We start from the raw sequence: 16,787 nt of genomic DNA, 5'->3' as shown, positions 1-16,787 counted from the left end.
CGAACGCCGGGACCCATACCCCCAAGGAGGAGTTTTAGCGGGAGCTGGTGACTCCGAGTCTTCGCCAAACTACTCCCTGTGGTTATCGCGACGAGCGCAAGCGCTCGCGCGGAGGTCCCGGGTTCGCGCTCGCGCGCGCCCCGGGACGACGTGCATGGCCTCAGAACGCGAACTGCGTGCGCATCGCGACCGCATCGAACTTCGAGCCGACGTCTGCGGTGGAGACCGGCGAGGCTTGCTTCGACACGGTGCCGTGCAGATAGTCGAGCATGAAGCGGACGTTGCCGTTGACATACCAGTTGAGCGCCAGCGTGTAGACATTCTGCCGGCCGCCGGCGATCCCGGTCGCCGTGCCCAGCTGATTGTTGAGGTCGACCGTCGAGAAGCGTCCCGCGATCTCCCACGCACCCCAGCCGCCGCCTTCGAGCGAGAACGGGTGCGCCGGCTTGACGCCGCCATAGGCCGCGTTCGCCGCGTTGTAGCTGCGGCCTTCGCCCGTCAGCACGTAGCCGGCCTGCGCGTAGCCGCCCTGGAATTTCAGGCTGGGTGCGCCGACCAGCGGGACGCCGGTGTTGGCGGTGCGGTCGATATTGTACCAGAAATACTCGCCTTGAACGATGAACGGCCCATAGGTCGCGGCCGCCTCGACGCTGTAGACCTGCGCGCCGGAGGCATTGGCGATCGCGCCGGTCGAGATCAGGGTCGTTGGATCAAGTCGGAGTTCCGGGCGATCGCTGAGCGTCACCGTCTGCGTGTTGGCGATGAGGTTGCGTGGCGGCTGGATCAGCCACTGGGCGTCGGCGCCGAAATGCACCGAATAGTCCTTGCCGCTGATGGGGTTGCCGGCAACGCGCGCGACTGCGCCATATTGCTCGCTCGTGCCCGCCGGCGCCGCGCTCGAAGCCGAATGGATCGCCCCGGTCGATGGCCCCGTGACATAGCCGCCGATCCAGAGCTGGTCGTTGTACCAGCGCGTACCGGCCGCGGAACGGAAGTCGCCGGCGGCGATATTGGTCGCGATGATACCGGCCGAGGCGCGCTCCATGAACATGATGTCGTTGGAGCTCGTGGCCTCGTCGAGCGTGTAGGGCAGGTCCATGATGCCGGCTTCGACCGCCATCTTGCCGCCGAACGGCTTCAGGCCGGTGTAGCTGAGATAGGCGTTTTCGACGCCGGAGACGCCGCCGCCGGGCAGTGAGCCCGGCGCCGTGCCGCCAAAGCCGTCGGAGGAGCCGCCGAAATCGTAGATCAGCGCGAAGTTCCAGTCGTTGAGGAACTTGCCGGTGACGCCGATGCGGGCGCGGCGGACGTTCTGGCCGCTGTCGAGCTTCTGCGGCACGGTGGCTGCCGTGTTGGGACGATAGTCGTAGCCGCCAACATCGTAATGCAAGCGGCTGGTGATGGCGACGCAATTGGCCTGGTCGGCGGTGCAGATGGTCGGCCGGTTGTTCGGCATGGTCACGACGACGCCGGACGCGGGCGCCGGTCCCTTGACGGGGATCGCCGCATTCGCGTTGGCCACGACCGCCTTCGCCTCCGATCGCGCCTCGGCCTTGGCTTCGGCTCTCGCCTTCGCCGTGGCGGCCGTGTTCGCGGCGGTCTGGCTCTGCAGCTTGTCGAGCTTCTGCTCCAGCATCTTCAGCTGTTGCTTGAGCAGCGCGATCTCCTGCTCGCTGCTGCTCGCCGATTGGGCCTGGGCCTGCGAGGCCGCCAGCGCGCCGGCGAGGCCGATCGCCGTGGCTGCAATCCTTGTCTTGCTCACGTCATCACTCCCTCGTTGGACGAACTTCCCTAAGTCGCAAGCGGAGCGCCTGGGAACGGTCGATGACTGCCCCGCGACGGCGCGTGTCGATTGCGCGGTTCCCACTGATGCAATTTCGCCTCAACCGAATCCGCCGTGAGACAGAATGCAAGATGACGCGCGTCATGCCAATGCGGGAGGCCCAGCCAATTGCCGTTTTGCACGTTCCGCTTGCATGTCGGAGCCGCCGGATGGAGGCCGAATATTGCCGCCCGGCGCCCTTCTATTGGGGGGCGAACGCGCCTATATTCCGGCGTCTTTTCCAAGAGGTAGGAATGTTTCGATCGATCTCGGCCGCCGTCGTCACGGCTTTGTGCATAGCCTTTTCCGCCCAGTTCAATCCGGCCGCGGCGCAAGACCGTCGGGTCCCGTCCTCGCCGGCCGAGCTGAGGCTGTCCTATGCGCCGATCGTGCAGCGGGTTCAGCCGGCCGTGGTCAACGTCTATGCCGCCAAGGTGGTGCAGAACCGCAACCCGCTGCTGGACGACCCGATCTTCCGTCGCTTCTTCGGCGTGCCGGGCCAGCAGCAGGAACAGGTGCAGCGCTCGCTGGGCTCCGGCGTCATCGTTGATTCGTCCGGCCTCGTCGTCACCAACGTCCACGTCATCGAAGGCGCGGACCAGGTGAAGGTATCGCTGTCGGACAAGCGCGAGTTCGAGGCCGAGATCGTGCTGAAGGATTCCCGCACCGATCTTGCGGTGCTGCGCCTGAAGGATTCGAAGGAGAAGTTTCCGGCGCTCGAATTCACCAACTCCGACGAGCTGCTGGTCGGTGACGTCGTGCTCGCAATCGGCAATCCGTTCGGCGTCGGCCAGACCGTGACCCACGGCATCATCTCGGCGCTGGCTCGTACACAGGTCGGCATCACCGACTACCAGTTCTTCATCCAGACCGATGCGGCGATCAATCCCGGCAATTCCGGCGGCGCGCTGGTCGACATGAACGGCCGGCTCGCCGGCATCAACACCGCGATCTATTCGCGCTCCGGCGGCTCGCAGGGAATCGGCTTTGCCATTCCCGCCAACATGGTGCGTGTCGTCGTCGCTTCAGCCAAGGGGGGTGGCAAGGCGGTGAAGCGTCCCTGGCTCGGTGCGAAGCTGCAGGCAGTGACGCCCGAGATCGCCGAGAGTCTCGGCCTGCGCTCGCCGACCGGTGCGCTGGTCGCCAGCGTGGTGTCGAACGGCCCCGCCGCGAAGGCCGGCCTGAAATCCTCCGATCTCATCACCGGGATCGACGGCCAGACCGTGGATGATCCCAACGCGTTCGACTATCGCTTCGCCACCCGTCCGCTCGGCGGCACCGCACAGATCGACGTGCAGCGTGGCGGCAGGCCGCTGAAGCTGACGGTGGCACTGGAGACCGCGCCGGATACCGGACGCAACGAGCTCGTCGTCACCGCGCGCTCGCCGTTCCAGGGCGCGAAGGTCTCGACCATCACGCCGGCGGTGGCCGACGAGCTGCATCTGGACGCCGACACAGAGGGCGTCGTGATCACCGACCTCGGCGGCGATAGCGCGGCTGCGAATGTCGGCTTCCAGAAGGGCGACATCATCCTGGCCGTCAACAACCAGAAGATCAGCAAGACCGGCGACCTCGAGAAAGCCGCCGCAGAACGTCCGCGGCTCTGGCGCATCACGGTGGTGCGCGGTGGCCAGCAGATCAACGTCACGCTGGGCGGATGAGTCCGAAGCGACCACAGCAGACGCCAACTCTCTTCGCCGCGGCGGGGCTCGACCATGAGGCTCCGCATCCGCTGCCGGACCGGCTGCGCCCGCGCGCGCTGTCGGAGGTCGTCGGCCAGGATCACATCCTCGGCCCCGACGGCGCGCTGACGCGCATGCTGGAGACGCGCACGCTGGGATCCCTGGTGTTCTGGGGCCCGCCCGGCACCGGCAAGACCACGGTGGCGCGGCTCCTGGCGGATGCGACGGACCTGCATTTCGAGCAGATCTCCGCGGTGTTCTCCGGCGTCGCCGACCTGAAGAAGGCGTTCGATGCCGCGCGCGCCCGCCGCGAGATGGGCAAGGGCACGCTGCTGTTCGTCGACGAGGTGCACAGATTCAACCGCGCCCAGCAGGACTCGTTTCTGCCCGTGATGGAGGACGGCACGGTGGTGATGGTCGGTGCCACCACGGAGAACCCGTCATTCGAGCTCAACGCGGCGCTTTTGTCGCGCGCGCGCGTCCTGGTGTTCCGCTCGCTCGATGCGGCTGCGATCGAGAAGCTGTTCGCACATGCCGAGGCGGTCGAGGGCAGGAAGCTGCCGCTTGATGCCGAGGCGAGGGCCGTTCTGGTGCGCATGGCCGATGGGGATGGCCGCGCCTCGCTGACGCTCGCCGAGGAAGTCTGGCGCTCGGCGCGGACGGACGAGATCTTCAACGCCGCACAGCTGCAGGAGATCCTGCAGCGCCGCGCGCCGATCTACGACAAGTCGGCCGACGGCCATTACAATCTGATCTCGGCGCTGCATAAATCGGTGCGCGGCTCCGATCCCGATGCGGCGCTGTATTATCTCTGCCGCATGCTGGATGCAGGCGAGGATCCGCTGTTCCTGGCCCGCCGCGTCGTGCGCATGGCGGTTGAGGACATCGGGCTTGCCGATCCGCAGGCCCTCGTCATCGCCAATGCCGCCAAGGATGCCTTCGACTTCCTCGGCCATCCCGAGGGCGAACTCGCCATCGCGCAGGCCGTCGTCTATCTCGCCACCGCGCCGAAATCGAACGCGGTTTACACCGCCTTCAAGGCCGCGATGCAAACAGCAAAGCAGGCCGGTTCGCTGCTGCCGCCGAAGCACATCCTCAATTCGCCGACCAAGCTGATGAAGTCGGAAGGCTACGGCGCAGCCTACGAATACGACCACGACACCCCCGACGCCTTCTCCGGCCAGGACTACTTCCCGGAAGCCCTGGGCCGCCAGACCTTCTACGACCCGCCCGAGCGCGGCTTCGAGCGCGAGATCCGGAAGCGGCTGGACTACTGGGCCAAGCTGCGCAAGGAGCGGGGCGGGTCGCGGTAGAAATGGCCATTTCGCCGTGACGGGAGCCCCCTTTTAGGGTACGCAGGCAGCCATGAGCCGCCGTATCAAGAGAATGAACCCAAAGCCGCGTTCGCGTGATGAGCGCGACGAGTCGCGTCCGCATCAGGCGCGGAGCGCGAAGAAGGCCGGGCCGCGTCCCGCTGGCAAGCCGGGCGGTAAACCCGGCGCCAAGCCGTCGCGCTTTGCCGCCGAGCGCTCCGAGCGGCGTCCGCCCAAGGCCAGACTGGAGAAGGTCGAATTCGAGAGGCCGGCGCCGGAAAAATCTGCCGAGGCGCTGCTGCCGACCAAGGTGCAGACCGTCAAAGTGACGGCCGACGAGAACAACATGCGCGTCGACCGTTTTCTCGAAGCGCGCTTTCCCGGCCTGTCGTTCTCGCACATCCAGCGCGTCGTCCGCAAAGGCGAGCTGCGCGTCGACGGCAAGCGCGTCGACAGCAAGGACCGTCTGGAGGAGGGCCAGAGCGTCCGCATTCCGCCGCTGAAGGTCGATGCGCCGAAGGCCGTCGGCGAGCTCTCGGAGGCCGCGCAGAAGACGCTCAAGGCGCTCAAGGAGATGACGATCTACGAGGATGACGACGTCCTCGTCCTCAACAAGCCGGCCGGCCTTGCCGTGCAGGGCGGCTCGGGCATGACGCGGCACATCGACCAGATGCTGGAGGTGATGCGGGATGCCAAGGGCCAGAAGCCGCGCCTCGTGCACCGTATCGATCGCGAAACCTCGGGCTGCCTGCTGATCGCCAAGACGCGCTTTGCCGCCTCGCATCTGACCGGCGCATTTCGTTCCAGATCTGCGCGCAAGGTCTATTGGGCGCTGGTGCCGGGCCTGCCCAAGCCGAAGCAGGGCCGCATCTCGACCTTCCTCGCCAAGGAAGAGAGCGAGGACGACACCATCATGCGCATCGCCCAGCACGGCGACGAGGGCGCCAGCCATGCTGTGACCTATTACGCGGTGGTCGAGACCGCCGGCAACAAGTTGACCTGGGTGTCGCTGAAGCCGGTGACGGGCCGCACTCACCAGCTGCGCGCCCACATGGCTCATATCGGCCATCCCATCGTCGGTGATCCCAAATATTTCAACATCGAGAACTGGCAGCTGCCGGGCGGCCTGCAGAATCGGCTGCATCTCTTGGCGCGCCGCATCGTCATTCCGCATCCGCGTGGCGGGGTGATCGACGCCACCGCGCCGCTGCCGCCGCACATGCAGCAGTCGTGGAATCTGCTCGGGCTGGATGCGAGCCGGTTCGACCCGATCGAGAACGCGCCGGAGGAGTAGGGGGCTTGGCGAGCGGCCCCGTGGCCCGCAAGTTCCCTCATGCCTGCTGCTCGCTTTATCGGCCACAGGGCTTATCCTAAAAGCCTGGCATCCAGCGACCGGAACCGAAGACTCACATGCGCGAATTGTTCGAAGAAGCAGCAAGCCAGCCTCCGCCGGATCCGCGGGAATCGGCGCGCGCATCCGCGCGCACGCCGCGGCGCAAGCGCTTCTACAAGGAGGCCGGCGTCACCGAGACCGAGGGCGGCTTTGCCATCACGCTCGACGGCAAGCCGATCCGCACGCCGTCGGGTCGCCAGGTGGTGATCCCTGCGCGGACACTCGCCGATGCCGTAGCCGGGGAATGGGCGGCTCAGGGCGAGAGCATCGATCCGGTGAGCATGCCGTTGACGCGCATTGCCAACAGTGTGGTCGAGGGCGTGGTGGATCGCGTCGAGCTCGTCGCCGAGGACCTTGCAAAATATCTCGAGTCCGACCTGCTGTTCTACCGCGCCGGCCACCCGGAAGGGCTCGTCGCCCGCGAGGCCGCGCATTGGGATCCCGTGCTGTTCTGGGCGGCGGAGACGCTCGGAGCGCATTTCATCCTGTCCGAGGGCGTCATGCATGTGAAGCAGCCGGACGAGGCGCTTCGGGCCGCCCGCGCGGCGCTGCCGGGGGATGCCTGGTCGGTCGCCGCGCTCCATGTGGTGACGACCCTGACCGGCTCGGCGCTGCTGGCGCTGGCCCTGGCCCATGGCGTGCGCGATGCCGGCCAGGTCTGGGATGCCGCCCATGTCGATGAGGACTGGAACAGCGAGCAATGGGGCGTGGACGAGGAGGCGGCCGCCCGCCGGGCCACGCGCCTCAGGGATTTCGAGGCTGCCGTGGCGGTTTTGGCGGCGGCACAGGCCTCCGTGGCCAAAGGTCCTTAACGAGAGGTTTACGACGGCGGCGTTAGGGTGGGGCTCCCTTGGGCCCCTGAGATGCCGACGCCGGTCACTTCCATCCTTCCCGTCAGTGCCGCCAGCCCCGCGGCTGATGCGACGACGCCTGAACTCGTGCTGCAGGCCGGCAGCGTCGTGGACGCCAGGGTCCTCAGCGTGATGGCCGACAATCTGGTGCGGATCGCGATCGCCAACCTCTCGATGGATGTGATGTCGGAGGTGCCGCTGACGCCGGGGCAAAATCTCCAGCTCGCGGTGTCGCAGAACGACGGCACCATTCGTCTCGCCGTCATCAACGGGGCGGGCGAGGCGGCGACCGATCAGATCACGCTGACGCCGCGTGCGGCGTCGCTGGTTGAAAGTCCGCCGCTTGCGCCGTCCGCGAGCGCGGCACGCGCCACGCTGACGCCGGCGGAGCAGGTCGCCGTCACCGTCGCCTCCGCCGAGGCCGTCACCAGGCAGGGCAGCCAGGCGCCGCTGTTCGCCAATCTAGCGGCCGTCGTCACCGGCAGCGATCTGCCGGCGGGGCTGAAGCAGGCGGTGCTCGACGTGCTGGCGCAGCAGACGCCGCTCGACACCGCCCTCGATGGCGGCGATATCGAATCCGCCTTCCAGAAATCAGGCCTGTTCCTCGAAGCCTCGCTTGCCGCGGGCGCGACGCCGTCCTCCGGTACCGTGCCGGATCTGAAAGCAGCGCTGCTGGTGTTGCGCCAGACGCTGGCCACGATTGAAACCGCGGCGCCGCAGACCCAGGCCGCCGCGCTTCCGACGAGCGCCACGCCGACAGCGCAGGTCGCCGCCGCGCCGGTCGCGTTGCCGCCATCCGGCCCCGACGTCGCCCAATCACCGCAAACGCCCCGCAACGCCAATCCCGCCGCTGCCGTGCTCGCCGACATCGCCGGCGGCCCACCGCAGGCCGCGATGCCCAAGACCATGTCCGCAGGCCTTGCCGCGACCCTGCTGCAGGAGGTCACGCAAAACCTGCCGCGCCTGACCGGCAACGTTCCGGGCTCGAACAAGGCCGTGCCCGACGGCCACATCTTCGAATCCTCCGCGCGCGCGACACCGCCGCCGTTCCGTGGCGCACTGCCGGCGCCACAGCCCATCGCATCGCCATCGCTCGCGCCCGATACGCCGCTCCCCGCAACGGTGCATCGCCTGCTCGACGACACCGACGCCGCAATCGCGCGGCAAACGCTGTTGCAGGTCGCCTCGCTCCCTGATCGCACCGACGCCAGCGGTCATCGGATCGACCCGGCCGTGCCGCAGTGGAATTTCGAGATTCCCTTTGCGACGCCGCAAGGCACCGCGATGGCGCAGTTCGAGATCTCGCGCGACGGCGGCAACGAATCCGCCGATCCCGCCAAGCAGGCCTGGCGCGCGCGCTTCACGCTGAACGTCGAGCCGGCCGGTCCCGTTCATGCCTTGATTACGCTGAGCGGCGACAAGACCTTCGTGCGGATGTGGGCGGAGCGGCCGGCGACCGCACAGCAGCTCCGCGCCGGCGTCGGTGAGCTCAATCAGGCCCTGATGAGGGCCGAGCTCAAGCCCGGCGACATCGTGGTCCGTGATGGTACCCCGCCGCAGCCGGCGCCGGCCCGCGCCGGCCATTTCCTGGATCGCGCCACATGAGCGATCCATCCAAGCTCGCGATCGCGCTGCATTACGAGAAGGGCACCAACGCGCCGGTCGTCGTTGCCAAGGGCAAAGGCACGATCGGCGAAAAGATCGTCGAGATCGCCAAGGCCCACGACATCCCGATCGAGGAAAACGAGGTCCTGGCCGGCGCGCTGTCCAAGGTCGAGCTCGGCGAGGAGATCCCGCCGGATCTCTACAAGGCCGTCGCCGAGGTGCTGGTGTTCGTGCTGCGGCTGTCGGGCCGAGGACGCTGACGCGCTGTCATCGTTTCACCACGATAGCGGCTGCATGGTCGCGGTCGCTTTCACTGCTCAACGGATATCGCTCTTGATCACCCGCCGTTCCGCCCTCGGCCTTCTCGCCGCATCTGCCATCCTGCCGCAACGCGCGCTCGCGCATGTCGCGCCGCCGCGGAACGAGATCCGTGACAGTCTCGCAAAGCGCTTCACCGATCTCGGCACGTCGGGCACCTTCGTCGGTTACAAGGTCGAGGATTATCTGGTCGTCGCCAGCGACAAGGAGCGCTCGGGCGAGGGGAAGCTGCCGGCCTCGACCTTCAAGGTTGCGAATTCGCTGATTGCGCTGGAGACCGGCGTCGTCACTGATCCCGACAAGGACGTGTTCCCATGGGACGGCGTGACGCGTCCGATCGAGGCCTGGAACAAGGATCACACGCTGCGCAGCGCGATCGCGGTGAGTGCCGTGCCGGTCTATCAGGAGATCGCGCGCCGCATCGGCCAGGAACGCATGCAGAAATACGTCGATGAGTTCGACTACGGCAATCGCGATATCGGCGGCGGCATCGACCAGTTCTGGCTCACCGGGAATTTGCGTATCGACCCGGTCGAGCAGGTCGATTTCGTCGATCGGCTGCGCCGCCGCGCGCTGCCGGTCTCCAAGCGTAGCCAGGATCTCGTTGCCGACATCCTGCCGGTGACCAAGGTGGGGGACAGCGTCATTCGCGTCAAGTCCGGCCTCTTGGGCGCCGAGCGCGGTGAGCCATCACTCGGCTGGATGGTCGGCTGGGCCGAGAAGGGCGAGGCGCACACGGTGTTCGCGCTCAACATGGATTGCAAGGAGCCGCGGCTCGTCGGTGAGCGCATGCCGCTGACGCAAGCCTGCCTTGCCGAGATCGGCGCGATCTAACTAGCGCTGCCGCGCCAGTCTCCGGCGTCATTGCGAGGAGCTCTTGCGACGAAGCAATCCAGAGTCTCTCCTTTGAGGCAGTCTGGATTGCTTCGCGGAGCCTGTCATCGGGCCGCGCGTCGCGCGGACCCGGTGGCTCGCAATGACGGAGGATATGGTGCGGACGCCGGCGCCCAAGGCGGAGCTGCCGTAGAGTGGGCAAAGGCGCGCAGCGCCGTGCCCACGATCTCTTTCCGTCATCCGCAATTCGTGGGCACGCTTCGCTTTGCCCGCCCTACGGCAGCGGTGCAAGCCGAACTGCCACTCACCCCAGCTTGAACAACACCTGCAGGAACTCCTCCACCGCCTTGCGCGACTCCGCGGCCGTCTTCGGATTGCCACCGACATGCGGATTGAGCTCGACGCAGGAGTCCTTGTAGGTGAAGGGCGCGTTGGTGTCGCCGTTCATCAGCACGCCGCCGTCGCCTTCCTTGATCTTGCAGTTGCGCACGGTCTGCGCATTGGCGGACACCGCAACGGTGCTGACGCCGAGCAGGCCGCTGTCGAATCCGTGCGCGCTGTCGGGGTATTCGGTCAGCACCACGTCGTGCCCGGCCGACTTGAGCCGTTCGACGAACGCCTTGCAGCTCTTCACGGGATTGTAGTCGTCGGGCGTGCCGTGGAAGATGCGGATGGGACGCGCCGCGACCTCGCTGTCGCCGACATAGGTCGTCGAGCAATCCGGGTAGAACGGGACGTAGGCCGCGAACTGGATGCCGGACTTGTTCCAGAGCTTGTTGAAGCGGTCGAGGCTCGCATAGAGCGTTGCCTGTCCGCCGCGCGAAAAACCCATCAGCACGATGCGATCGGGATCGACGCGCGGGTGCTTGGCAAGGATCTCAAGCGAACGGTAGATGTCGATGATCAGATTGAGCCGGCCGAGCAGGGCCTGGTTCGGTCCGACCACCGTCAGCCCGCGGCCGGTGAAACCGTCGATCACGAAGGTCGAGATGCCCATGGCGTTGAAGGCGTGCACCCAGGCCTCGGTGGTGGCGCCGACGCCGCTCGAGCCGTGCATCAGCACCACGACGGGAAGCTTGCCGGTGCCTTGCGCGACGCGGAATTCGCCGGCGACCGTCACCGGCTTGCCGGCGGCGGCATCGCCGCTGAGGAATTGCTGGTCGGAGAGGGTGAGGGAGGGGATCGGGTAGATCTCGGCGCGGGTGGCGACTTCCTTGGGCAGGGATTGCGCATGGGCGAGCATGGTGGACGCGTAGAGCGCAATGAGCGTTGCAGCGACGCGGAATGCCGTCGGCATCGGATCCTCCCTGGTGATTTTGCGGGAGTAGAACAACGCAGCCGCGCCCTGTCAATTTGACACCGGCTGTCGCTGGGCTCAGGCCTTGTCGGCCGTCTTCTTCGCCGTGAGCGCCTGGTCGATTGCAAAGCCGCCGATCTCGCTCATCGCCTGCGAGATCACGTCGCCCCTGCGGGCAAAGCCGGCGGAGAGGACATCGAACTGAGTCCGCGCCAGCCGCAGCACCTCGATCGGCACCGAGACCACGGTCTCGTTGAAGCTGTCGACCGAGGCGCGCAAGCTGTCCAGCTCGGTCGTGAGCTTGCCGATATGGCTCTCGGCATTCTGCATCAGGTCGATCAGCTTGCCGCGCTCGGCGTCGAAGGCGGCACGCTCGGCTGCGGCTGCCGCGGTGACCTCGGCAAGCTGTGCCCGCAGCGCCTCGATCTGGCCGACCATGGCATCGGAGGCGAGCTCGGCGGCCTCGCGCAGCTCGGCGTTGCGGGTGCTCTCGATCTGCTGCTGGTGATAGAGCCGCTCGGCCGACATCGCCCGCTGGCCGAGCTGCTCGATCAGGCTCGCGGCGCGCAGCAGCATCTCGCCGTTCCGCCCCGACACCATGCTGGCCATCCGCCGCAGGAAGTCGATGGTTTCGGACGATGAGTTCGGCGGCAGGGGGACGACCGTCGCGGACATGAGGTGATGCTGAGCCAGGGCCTGGGGACCGCCGCCGTACCGACTGGGCTCACGCAACATTCGGCGCCTGATCGCAAGCGCGAAGCAAGCCTGAATCGGCCGGCCCGGTCAACTGGCCGGCGCCGGGGTTCAGGCCTCCTTTTGCCGCCCGATCCGGCCCAGATGGGTGAAGCCGAAACCGGCGGAATATTTCAGGCCATAGCCGAGTGCCCGGTCGATGCCGATATGGGCGAGCCAGATCAGAGCGATGGACAAGGTGAGCGGCGAGCCGAGGCCGAAGCCCAGCGTCAGCAGCGCCACCGGCGCCATATAGCTGTGGGCGGCGTTGTAGACCAACGCGCCGAATTTGGCGTCGGACAGGTATGCCAGGAAGCTGAGATCGGGGACGAAGAAGAGCAGGGCAAAGACCAGCCAGGAGCCGTCCCAGGCCCAGTAGAGCATCACCATCCCGATAAACAGGGTGAGGCCCTCCAGCCGGAGCAGGATGTTGACGCCGCCCGTTGCCGCACCGGTCTCGGCCATTCTCTCGTCCATGCTCGCCTCCCGGGCAAAACTTTGTAATCTCTCACGCTTTTGGCCCGGACAGGGCAGCCCTGCGGCGCGGAAAGGCGCTTTCCGGTCCGCAAAATGCCGTGTTAGAACCCCGCATCACTTAAGAACTGGCGGGAGCAAATGAAACACATCCTGGACGCCCTTGAAGATCGTCGTGCCGGCGCAAAGCTCGGCGGCGGGGAGAAGCGCATCGAGGCGCAGCACGCCCGCGGCAAGCTGACCGCGCGCGAGCGCATCGAGCTCCTGCTCGACAAGGGATCGTTCGAGGAGTTCGACATGTTCGTCGAGCACCGCTCCACCGAGTTCGGCATGGAGAAGACCAAGGTGCCGGGCGACGGCGTCGTCACCGGCTGGGGCACGGTGAATGGCCGCAAGACGTTTGTCTTCGCGAAAGACTTCACCGTGTTCGGGGGCTCGCTCTCCGAAACGCATGCGCTGAAAATTACAAAACTCCAGGACATGGCGATGAAGGCGAGGGCGCCCATCATCGGCCTCTATGACGCGGGCGGCGCCCGCATCCAGGAGGGCGTCGCCGCGCTCGCCGGCTATTCCTATGTGTTCCGCCGCAACGTGCTGGCCTCGGGCGTGATCCCGCAGATCTCCGTCATCATGGGCCCCTGCGCCGGCGGCGACGTCTATTCGCCTGCGATGACCGACTTCATCTTCATGGTGAAGAACACCAGCTACATGTTCGTCACCGGCCCCGATGTCGTGAAGACCGTGACGAACGAAGTGGTCACCGCCGAAGAGCTCGGCGGCGCTTCCGTGCACGCCACGCGCTCCTCGATCGCCGACGGCGCCTTCGAGAACGACGTCGAGACGCTGTTGCAGATGCGTCGCCTGATCGATTTCCTGCCGTCCAACAACACCGACGGCGTGCCGGAATGGCCGAGCTTCGATGACATCGGCCGGGTCGACATGTCGCTCGACACCTTGATCCCCGACAATCCGAACAAGCCCTACGACATGAAGGAGCTAATCCTGAAGGTCGTGGACGAGGGCGATTTCTTCGAGATCGCGGACATGTTCGCCAAGAACATCGTCACCGGCTTTGGCCGCATTGCGGGGCGCACCGTCGGCTTCGTCGCCAACCAGCCGATGGTGCTGGCCGGCGTGCTCGACTCTGACGCATCCCGCAAGGCGGCACGCTTCGTCCGCTTCTGCGACGCCTTCAACATCCCGATCGTCACCTTCGTCGACGTCCCGGGCTTCCTGCCGGGCACGAGCCAGGAATATGGCGGCCTGATCAAGCACGGCGCAAAACTGCTGTTCGCCTACTCGCAATGCACCGTGCCGCTGGTCACCGTCATCACCCGCAAGGCCTATGGCGGCGCCTTCGACGTCATGGCCTCCAAGGAAATCGGCGCCGACATGAACTACGCCTGGCCGACGGCGCAGATCGCGGTGATGGGCGCCAAGGGCGCGGTCGAGATCATCTTCCGCAGCGACATCGGCGACCCCGACAAGATCGCCGCCCGCACCAAGGAATACGAAGACCGCTTCCTGTCACCCTTCATCGCCGCCGAGCGCGGCTACATCGACGACGTCATCATGCCGCACTCGACGCGCAAGCGCATCGCAAGGGCGCTGGCGATGCTGAAGGACAAGAAGGTGGAAACGCCGGCGAAGAAGCACGACAATCTGCCGTTGTGAGGGAAGGGCACGTCGGTGGCAATTTGGCGTCGTCGATCGAGATTATGGCGGCGCGCCATTGGATTGCGGCGCCTGATCTTGGGCGTGTTGTCCTCAGTCCTGGCGATGGACATCTCGTGCTTCGCGCAGGGCAACGAGATGACCGTCACTGCCCGGGCGTCGGAGGAGACCGTTATCGAAGGCTACGCCGACGCCGACAATACGTGCGCGCCGGTCGAACTCCCCCGACTCTCGCTCGTGAAGTCACCGGAACATGGAATCGTCTGTTATCGTATTGAGGATTTCGAGGTGGCGGGCGACTCTGGAAGGGATCAAGCCTGTATCGGGCGCTGGATCCGCGGCATAAGCATCTTCTACTTGGCACGACCCGGTTATAGCGGGCCGGATAGTCTGCGCTATGAAGCGATCACCGATCGAAGGCGGGACCGAGTCACTGTTCGCGTCAGGGTCTTGCCCGACGCTGCAAGCGCTTCCAATTTATCGGTCGATCCCGGTGGTTCTTCGCGCGAGCCCGCTATGTCGATTGGGCCTATCCCTGCGTGTGTGATTCCGGTGTCCTAGGATGCCTTACAACTGAACTTCGTTTGTCCCTCGATCTGCGCGCTCACACATCCAATGACCGAAGACGATCCGACCGACGAAATCTCCGACATCGAAGATCGCATCGAGCGGCTCGCCGAGATCGCCGAGCGGTGCCGGAAGTACATTCTGGCGTCCAAGATCGCCATCGGCGGCGGTGCCGCGCTGCTGGTGGTGACGATCCTCGGTGTGTTTGGCTTCGGTCAGACCGCGGCGCTCGGATCGATTGCGCTGGTGCTGGGCGGGATCGTCTCGCTCGGCTCGAACGTCTCGACGTTGCGGCAGACGGACGACGCCATCAGCGCTGCCGAGGCGCGGCGGGCGGCGTTGATCGGCAGCATTGATCTGCGCGTCGTCGCCGATGCGCCGCTGAAGCTGGTGTGACGCATTCAGCGCCAGCACGCCTTATGCGGCGGACTTGAGCGTCAGCTCCGACAATTCGGTGCGGCATTCGGCGGCGAAGGCCTGAAGCCGGTCGGCGGTCTGGCGGTCGAGGATGGCCTTGGCCAGCCGCTCGGCGCGGGCGATCTGTCGCTTGAGATATTCGATGCGGACCATGGGTCACCTTTCGAAACTGCTTCCTTTCGCTGGCGAATGTATCCCGGACACGGGATTGGTTATGTGAGGCGCATCACGTTTTGCGCGCCGCATCCGCCGCAGCGAAATGCGCCATCTGGTCGGCGTGGGCCTTGATGAACGCCGGGCGGCCGGTCGCGCGCGCGACGTAGGCGCGGCAGGCGGGACTGTCCGCCAGCCCTCCGAAACCATCGACGACGCGCAGCACGTCCGACATCAGGATGTCGGCGACGGAGAAGGAGCCGGCCAGCCATTCGCGGCCGGCGAGCACCGGCTCGAGATGCTTCAGCCGCAGCTTGAGGAAGTCGTCGACGAATTTCCACGCCGCGGTGTCGGTCGGATGTCCCATGAATTGCGACATGCCCCAGGGCAGGCTCGCCATCTCCACCGAGTTGAGTGCCGCGAATACCCATTCCGTCGTCTCGGTGCGGCCGCGCGGATCGGTGGGCATCAGCTTCTCGCTCAGCCCGCCGAGATGCAGCAGGATCGCGCCGGTCTCGAAGATCGAGAGGTCGCCGTCGGTCAGCCACGGCACCTGGCCAAACGGCTGGTGCACGAGATGCGCAGCGCCGCGATCGTCGATAGGCGTGCTGGCGACGCGATAGGGCAGGCCGGCCTCTTCGAGCGCCCAGCGCACGCGCAGGTCGCGCACGAAACCTCGCGGCGCTTCGGGAACCCAATCGAACGTGGTCAGGGTGAGGTCGGCCATCTGCTGTCTCCGTGTCCGGTTTCAAAGCAAGGACGAGCGAGGAGCGTTCGTTCCGACACTCCCGCCAACTCTTTTTGTCGCCGGCCGCTGAAGCGGCTAGGTTCGTGCCAAACAACAGGAGGAAACCCGATGCCAGCAGCCTTCCTCGTCGTTCGCGCCATCGTTCCCGACGCCGAAAAGCGCGCCGCCTTCGATCGATGGTACGAGACGGAACATTTGCCCGACGCGGTGAAGGCATTTGGCGTCGGCAAGGCTTGGCGATTCTGGAGCCTCGACGACCCCTCGCTGCACCAGGCGATGTATCAGTTCGACGACGAGGCCAAGCTCGCAGCAATGCTGAAGGGGGACCGCTTGCAAAAGCTCGTCGCCGATTTCATCCGCGACTGGCCGGACGTCAAGCGCTCGCGCGAGACGCTGGTGCTCGCGCAGGAGTTTTCGAAGTAGCGCGCGCCGAATGTCCGCAGCGCAACGAATCTGAACACGAGATTCAGCCTTGGTTCATGTCGTGACCGCGACACTTCCTCTGCATCACTTGCAGCTAGCCTAGAGGATATGCTCATGGAGCGTCGGAACTTTTTGAAACTTGCATTGGGGGTGACGGCGGGCGCGGCCGCCTTCGCCGCGACCGCCGCGCAGGCTGCGCCGCTGTCGCCGCAGCCGCTCGGTGATCCCGCTCGCACGCCGCAAGGCAATCCCGACGCTCATCCTGCCGTCACCACCAGCGAGGAAGCCGCCAAGCTGACGCCCGAGCAGGTGCACTGGCATGGCCATCACCGCCACTGGGGCTGGCGCCGCCGTCATTGGCGCCGGCATTACCGGCGCTGGCACCGCCGCCATGGCTGGTGAGCCCGGCAAGGCGTGAATTGGACGGGGATCGCAGCCGGCGATCCCCGTTTCGATTCCGGGGGCTGCAATTTTCACGAGCGAG

At 66.1% G+C, this 16,787-nt stretch carries 18 protein-coding genes; 12 read left to right on the top strand and 6 right to left on the bottom strand.

The genetic code is table 11. The features are described from left to right. Positions 1-160: 160 nt before the first annotated feature. On the bottom strand, positions 161-1,762 hold the full coding sequence (locus TSA1_RS14625) for an OprO/OprP family phosphate-selective porin (protein WP_100176987.1): 1,602 nt from the start codon (positions 1,760-1,762) through the stop codon (positions 161-163). A gap of 314 nt (positions 1,763-2,076) precedes the next feature. Here TSA1_RS14625 and TSA1_RS14620 point away from each other — a divergent pair, with 314 nt between their 5' ends. The 7 genes from TSA1_RS14620 to TSA1_RS14590 all read left to right on the top strand — a co-directional run bounded on the left by TSA1_RS14620 (position 2,077) and on the right by TSA1_RS14590 (position 9,818). Further along, positions 2,077-3,483 (top strand): DegQ family serine endoprotease, encoded by a 1,407-nt coding sequence (locus tag TSA1_RS14620; protein WP_174718909.1) that lies wholly within the window; start codon positions 2,077-2,079, stop codon positions 3,481-3,483. Beyond that, entirely contained in the window at positions 3,480-4,817 is a 1,338-nt protein-coding gene (locus TSA1_RS14615; protein ID WP_100176986.1) for a replication-associated recombination protein A, read from the top strand. The genes TSA1_RS14620 and TSA1_RS14615 overlap by 4 nt, the downstream gene beginning before the upstream one ends. A gap of 52 nt (positions 4,818-4,869) precedes the next feature. After that, a complete protein-coding gene (locus TSA1_RS14610; protein WP_100176985.1) occupies positions 4,870-6,111 on the top strand; it encodes an RluA family pseudouridine synthase in 1,242 nt (413 codons plus the stop codon). Positions 6,112-6,227: 116 nt separating this feature from the next. Beyond that, positions 6,228-7,022 (top strand): ATP12 family chaperone protein, encoded by a 795-nt coding sequence (locus tag TSA1_RS14605; RefSeq protein WP_100176984.1) that lies wholly within the window; start codon positions 6,228-6,230, stop codon positions 7,020-7,022. Between the two features lie 51 nt (positions 7,023-7,073). Then, positions 7,074-8,666: a flagellar hook-length control protein FliK gene (gene fliK / locus TSA1_RS14600; protein ID WP_174718908.1), complete on the top strand. Its 1,593-nt coding sequence runs from the start codon at positions 7,074-7,076 to the stop codon at positions 8,664-8,666. Continuing rightward, positions 8,663-8,926, top strand: a complete 264-nt coding sequence (locus tag TSA1_RS14595) for an EscU/YscU/HrcU family type III secretion system export apparatus switch protein (RefSeq protein WP_028140989.1) — start codon at positions 8,663-8,665, stop codon at positions 8,924-8,926. The genes fliK and TSA1_RS14595 overlap by 4 nt, the downstream gene beginning before the upstream one ends. 73 nt (positions 8,927-8,999) lie before the next feature. Beyond that, a complete protein-coding gene (locus TSA1_RS14590) occupies positions 9,000-9,818 on the top strand; it encodes a penicillin-binding transpeptidase domain-containing protein (protein ID WP_100176983.1) in 819 nt (272 codons plus the stop codon). A 304-nt stretch (positions 9,819-10,122) separates the two neighbouring features. Here the strand turns inward: TSA1_RS14590 and TSA1_RS14585 are convergent, their stop codons facing one another. From TSA1_RS14585 to TSA1_RS14575, 3 genes are all read right to left on the bottom strand, one after another. Beyond that, the gene (locus TSA1_RS14585) at positions 10,123-11,115 is read right to left on the bottom strand and encodes a dienelactone hydrolase family protein (RefSeq protein ID WP_100181125.1); all 993 of its coding nucleotides are present in this window, start codon (positions 11,113-11,115) and stop codon (positions 10,123-10,125) included. 78 nt (positions 11,116-11,193) lie between these two features. Next, positions 11,194-11,790 carry a hypothetical protein gene (locus TSA1_RS14580; protein WP_100176982.1) on the bottom strand — a complete coding sequence of 199 codons (597 nt, stop codon included), beginning with the start codon at positions 11,788-11,790 and terminating at the stop codon, positions 11,194-11,196. A gap of 129 nt (positions 11,791-11,919) precedes the next feature. After that, the gene (locus TSA1_RS14575) at positions 11,920-12,324 is read right to left on the bottom strand and encodes a DUF4260 domain-containing protein (protein ID WP_100176981.1); all 405 of its coding nucleotides are present in this window, start codon (positions 12,322-12,324) and stop codon (positions 11,920-11,922) included. Positions 12,325-12,462: 138 nt separating this feature from the next. Here TSA1_RS14575 and TSA1_RS14570 point away from each other — a divergent pair, with 138 nt between their 5' ends. From TSA1_RS14570 to TSA1_RS14560, 3 genes are all read left to right on the top strand, one after another. After that, positions 12,463-13,995 (top strand): acyl-CoA carboxylase subunit beta, encoded by a 1,533-nt coding sequence (locus TSA1_RS14570; protein ID WP_100176980.1) that lies wholly within the window; start codon positions 12,463-12,465, stop codon positions 13,993-13,995. 63 nt (positions 13,996-14,058) lie between these two features. Beyond that, positions 14,059-14,556: a hypothetical protein gene (locus tag TSA1_RS14565; protein ID WP_100176979.1), complete on the top strand. Its 498-nt coding sequence runs from the start codon at positions 14,059-14,061 to the stop codon at positions 14,554-14,556. Between the two features lie 54 nt (positions 14,557-14,610). Continuing rightward, entirely contained in the window at positions 14,611-14,958 is a 348-nt protein-coding gene (locus tag TSA1_RS14560) for a hypothetical protein (protein ID WP_100176978.1), read from the top strand. A gap of 21 nt (positions 14,959-14,979) precedes the next feature. On the opposite strand, the gene TSA1_RS39675 is transcribed toward TSA1_RS14560, so the two are convergent. Together TSA1_RS39675 and TSA1_RS14555 are read right to left on the bottom strand one after the other, a co-directional pair. Then, positions 14,980-15,132 (bottom strand): hypothetical protein, encoded by a 153-nt coding sequence (locus tag TSA1_RS39675; RefSeq protein WP_174718907.1) that lies wholly within the window; start codon positions 15,130-15,132, stop codon positions 14,980-14,982. Positions 15,133-15,205: 73 nt separating this feature from the next. Further along, positions 15,206-15,859, bottom strand: coding sequence for a glutathione S-transferase family protein (locus TSA1_RS14555; RefSeq protein ID WP_100176977.1), 654 nt, complete (start codon positions 15,857-15,859; stop codon positions 15,206-15,208). Between the two features lie 129 nt (positions 15,860-15,988). On the opposite strand from TSA1_RS14555, the gene TSA1_RS14550 reads away from it, so the two are divergent. Both TSA1_RS14550 and TSA1_RS14545 read left to right on the top strand, forming a co-directional pair. Next, positions 15,989-16,303 carry a hypothetical protein gene (locus TSA1_RS14550; protein WP_174718906.1) on the top strand — a complete coding sequence of 105 codons (315 nt, stop codon included), beginning with the start codon at positions 15,989-15,991 and terminating at the stop codon, positions 16,301-16,303. A gap of 114 nt (positions 16,304-16,417) precedes the next feature. Then, entirely contained in the window at positions 16,418-16,705 is a 288-nt protein-coding gene (locus tag TSA1_RS14545) for a twin-arginine translocation signal domain-containing protein (protein ID WP_100181124.1), read from the top strand. Positions 16,706-16,787: the final 82 nt, after the last annotated feature.

Origin of the sequence: Bradyrhizobium nitroreducens (assembly GCF_002776695.1) — a bacterium.
GTDB classification, from domain to species: Bacteria; Pseudomonadota; Alphaproteobacteria; order Rhizobiales; family Xanthobacteraceae; genus Bradyrhizobium; species Bradyrhizobium nitroreducens.
This window is presented reverse-complemented; position numbering and strand designations above follow the sequence as displayed.

Bases quoted from the DNA above. Each gene is read 5' to 3' on its own strand.
- TSA1_RS14580 (WP_100176982.1), bottom strand. From the start codon at position 11,790: ATGTCCGCGACGGTCGTCCCCCTGCCGCCGAACTCATCGTCCGAAACC.
- TSA1_RS14555 (WP_100176977.1), bottom strand. From the start codon at position 15,859: ATGGCCGACCTCACCCTGACCACGTTCGATTGGGTTCCCGAAGCGCCG.
- TSA1_RS14595 (WP_028140989.1), top strand. From the start codon at position 8,663: ATGAGCGATCCATCCAAGCTCGCGATCGCGCTGCATTACGAGAAGGGC.
- TSA1_RS14610 (WP_100176985.1), top strand. From the start codon at position 4,870: ATGAGCCGCCGTATCAAGAGAATGAACCCAAAGCCGCGTTCGCGTGAT.
- TSA1_RS14585 (WP_100181125.1), bottom strand. From the start codon at position 11,115: ATGCCGACGGCATTCCGCGTCGCTGCAACGCTCATTGCGCTCTACGCG.
- TSA1_RS14545 (WP_100181124.1), top strand. From the start codon at position 16,418: ATGGAGCGTCGGAACTTTTTGAAACTTGCATTGGGGGTGACGGCGGGC.
- TSA1_RS14615 (WP_100176986.1), top strand. From the start codon at position 3,480: ATGAGTCCGAAGCGACCACAGCAGACGCCAACTCTCTTCGCCGCGGCG.
- TSA1_RS14620 (WP_174718909.1), top strand. From the start codon at position 2,077: ATGTTTCGATCGATCTCGGCCGCCGTCGTCACGGCTTTGTGCATAGCC.
- TSA1_RS14575 (WP_100176981.1), bottom strand. From the start codon at position 12,324: ATGGACGAGAGAATGGCCGAGACCGGTGCGGCAACGGGCGGCGTCAAC.
- TSA1_RS14560 (WP_100176978.1), top strand. From the start codon at position 14,611: ATGACCGAAGACGATCCGACCGACGAAATCTCCGACATCGAAGATCGC.
- TSA1_RS14605 (WP_100176984.1), top strand. From the start codon at position 6,228: ATGCGCGAATTGTTCGAAGAAGCAGCAAGCCAGCCTCCGCCGGATCCG.
- TSA1_RS14550 (WP_174718906.1), top strand. From the start codon at position 15,989: ATGCCAGCAGCCTTCCTCGTCGTTCGCGCCATCGTTCCCGACGCCGAA.
- TSA1_RS39675 (WP_174718907.1), bottom strand. From the start codon at position 15,132: ATGGTCCGCATCGAATATCTCAAGCGACAGATCGCCCGCGCCGAGCGG.
- fliK (WP_174718908.1), top strand. From the start codon at position 7,074: ATGCCGACGCCGGTCACTTCCATCCTTCCCGTCAGTGCCGCCAGCCCC.
- TSA1_RS14570 (WP_100176980.1), top strand. From the start codon at position 12,463: ATGAAACACATCCTGGACGCCCTTGAAGATCGTCGTGCCGGCGCAAAG.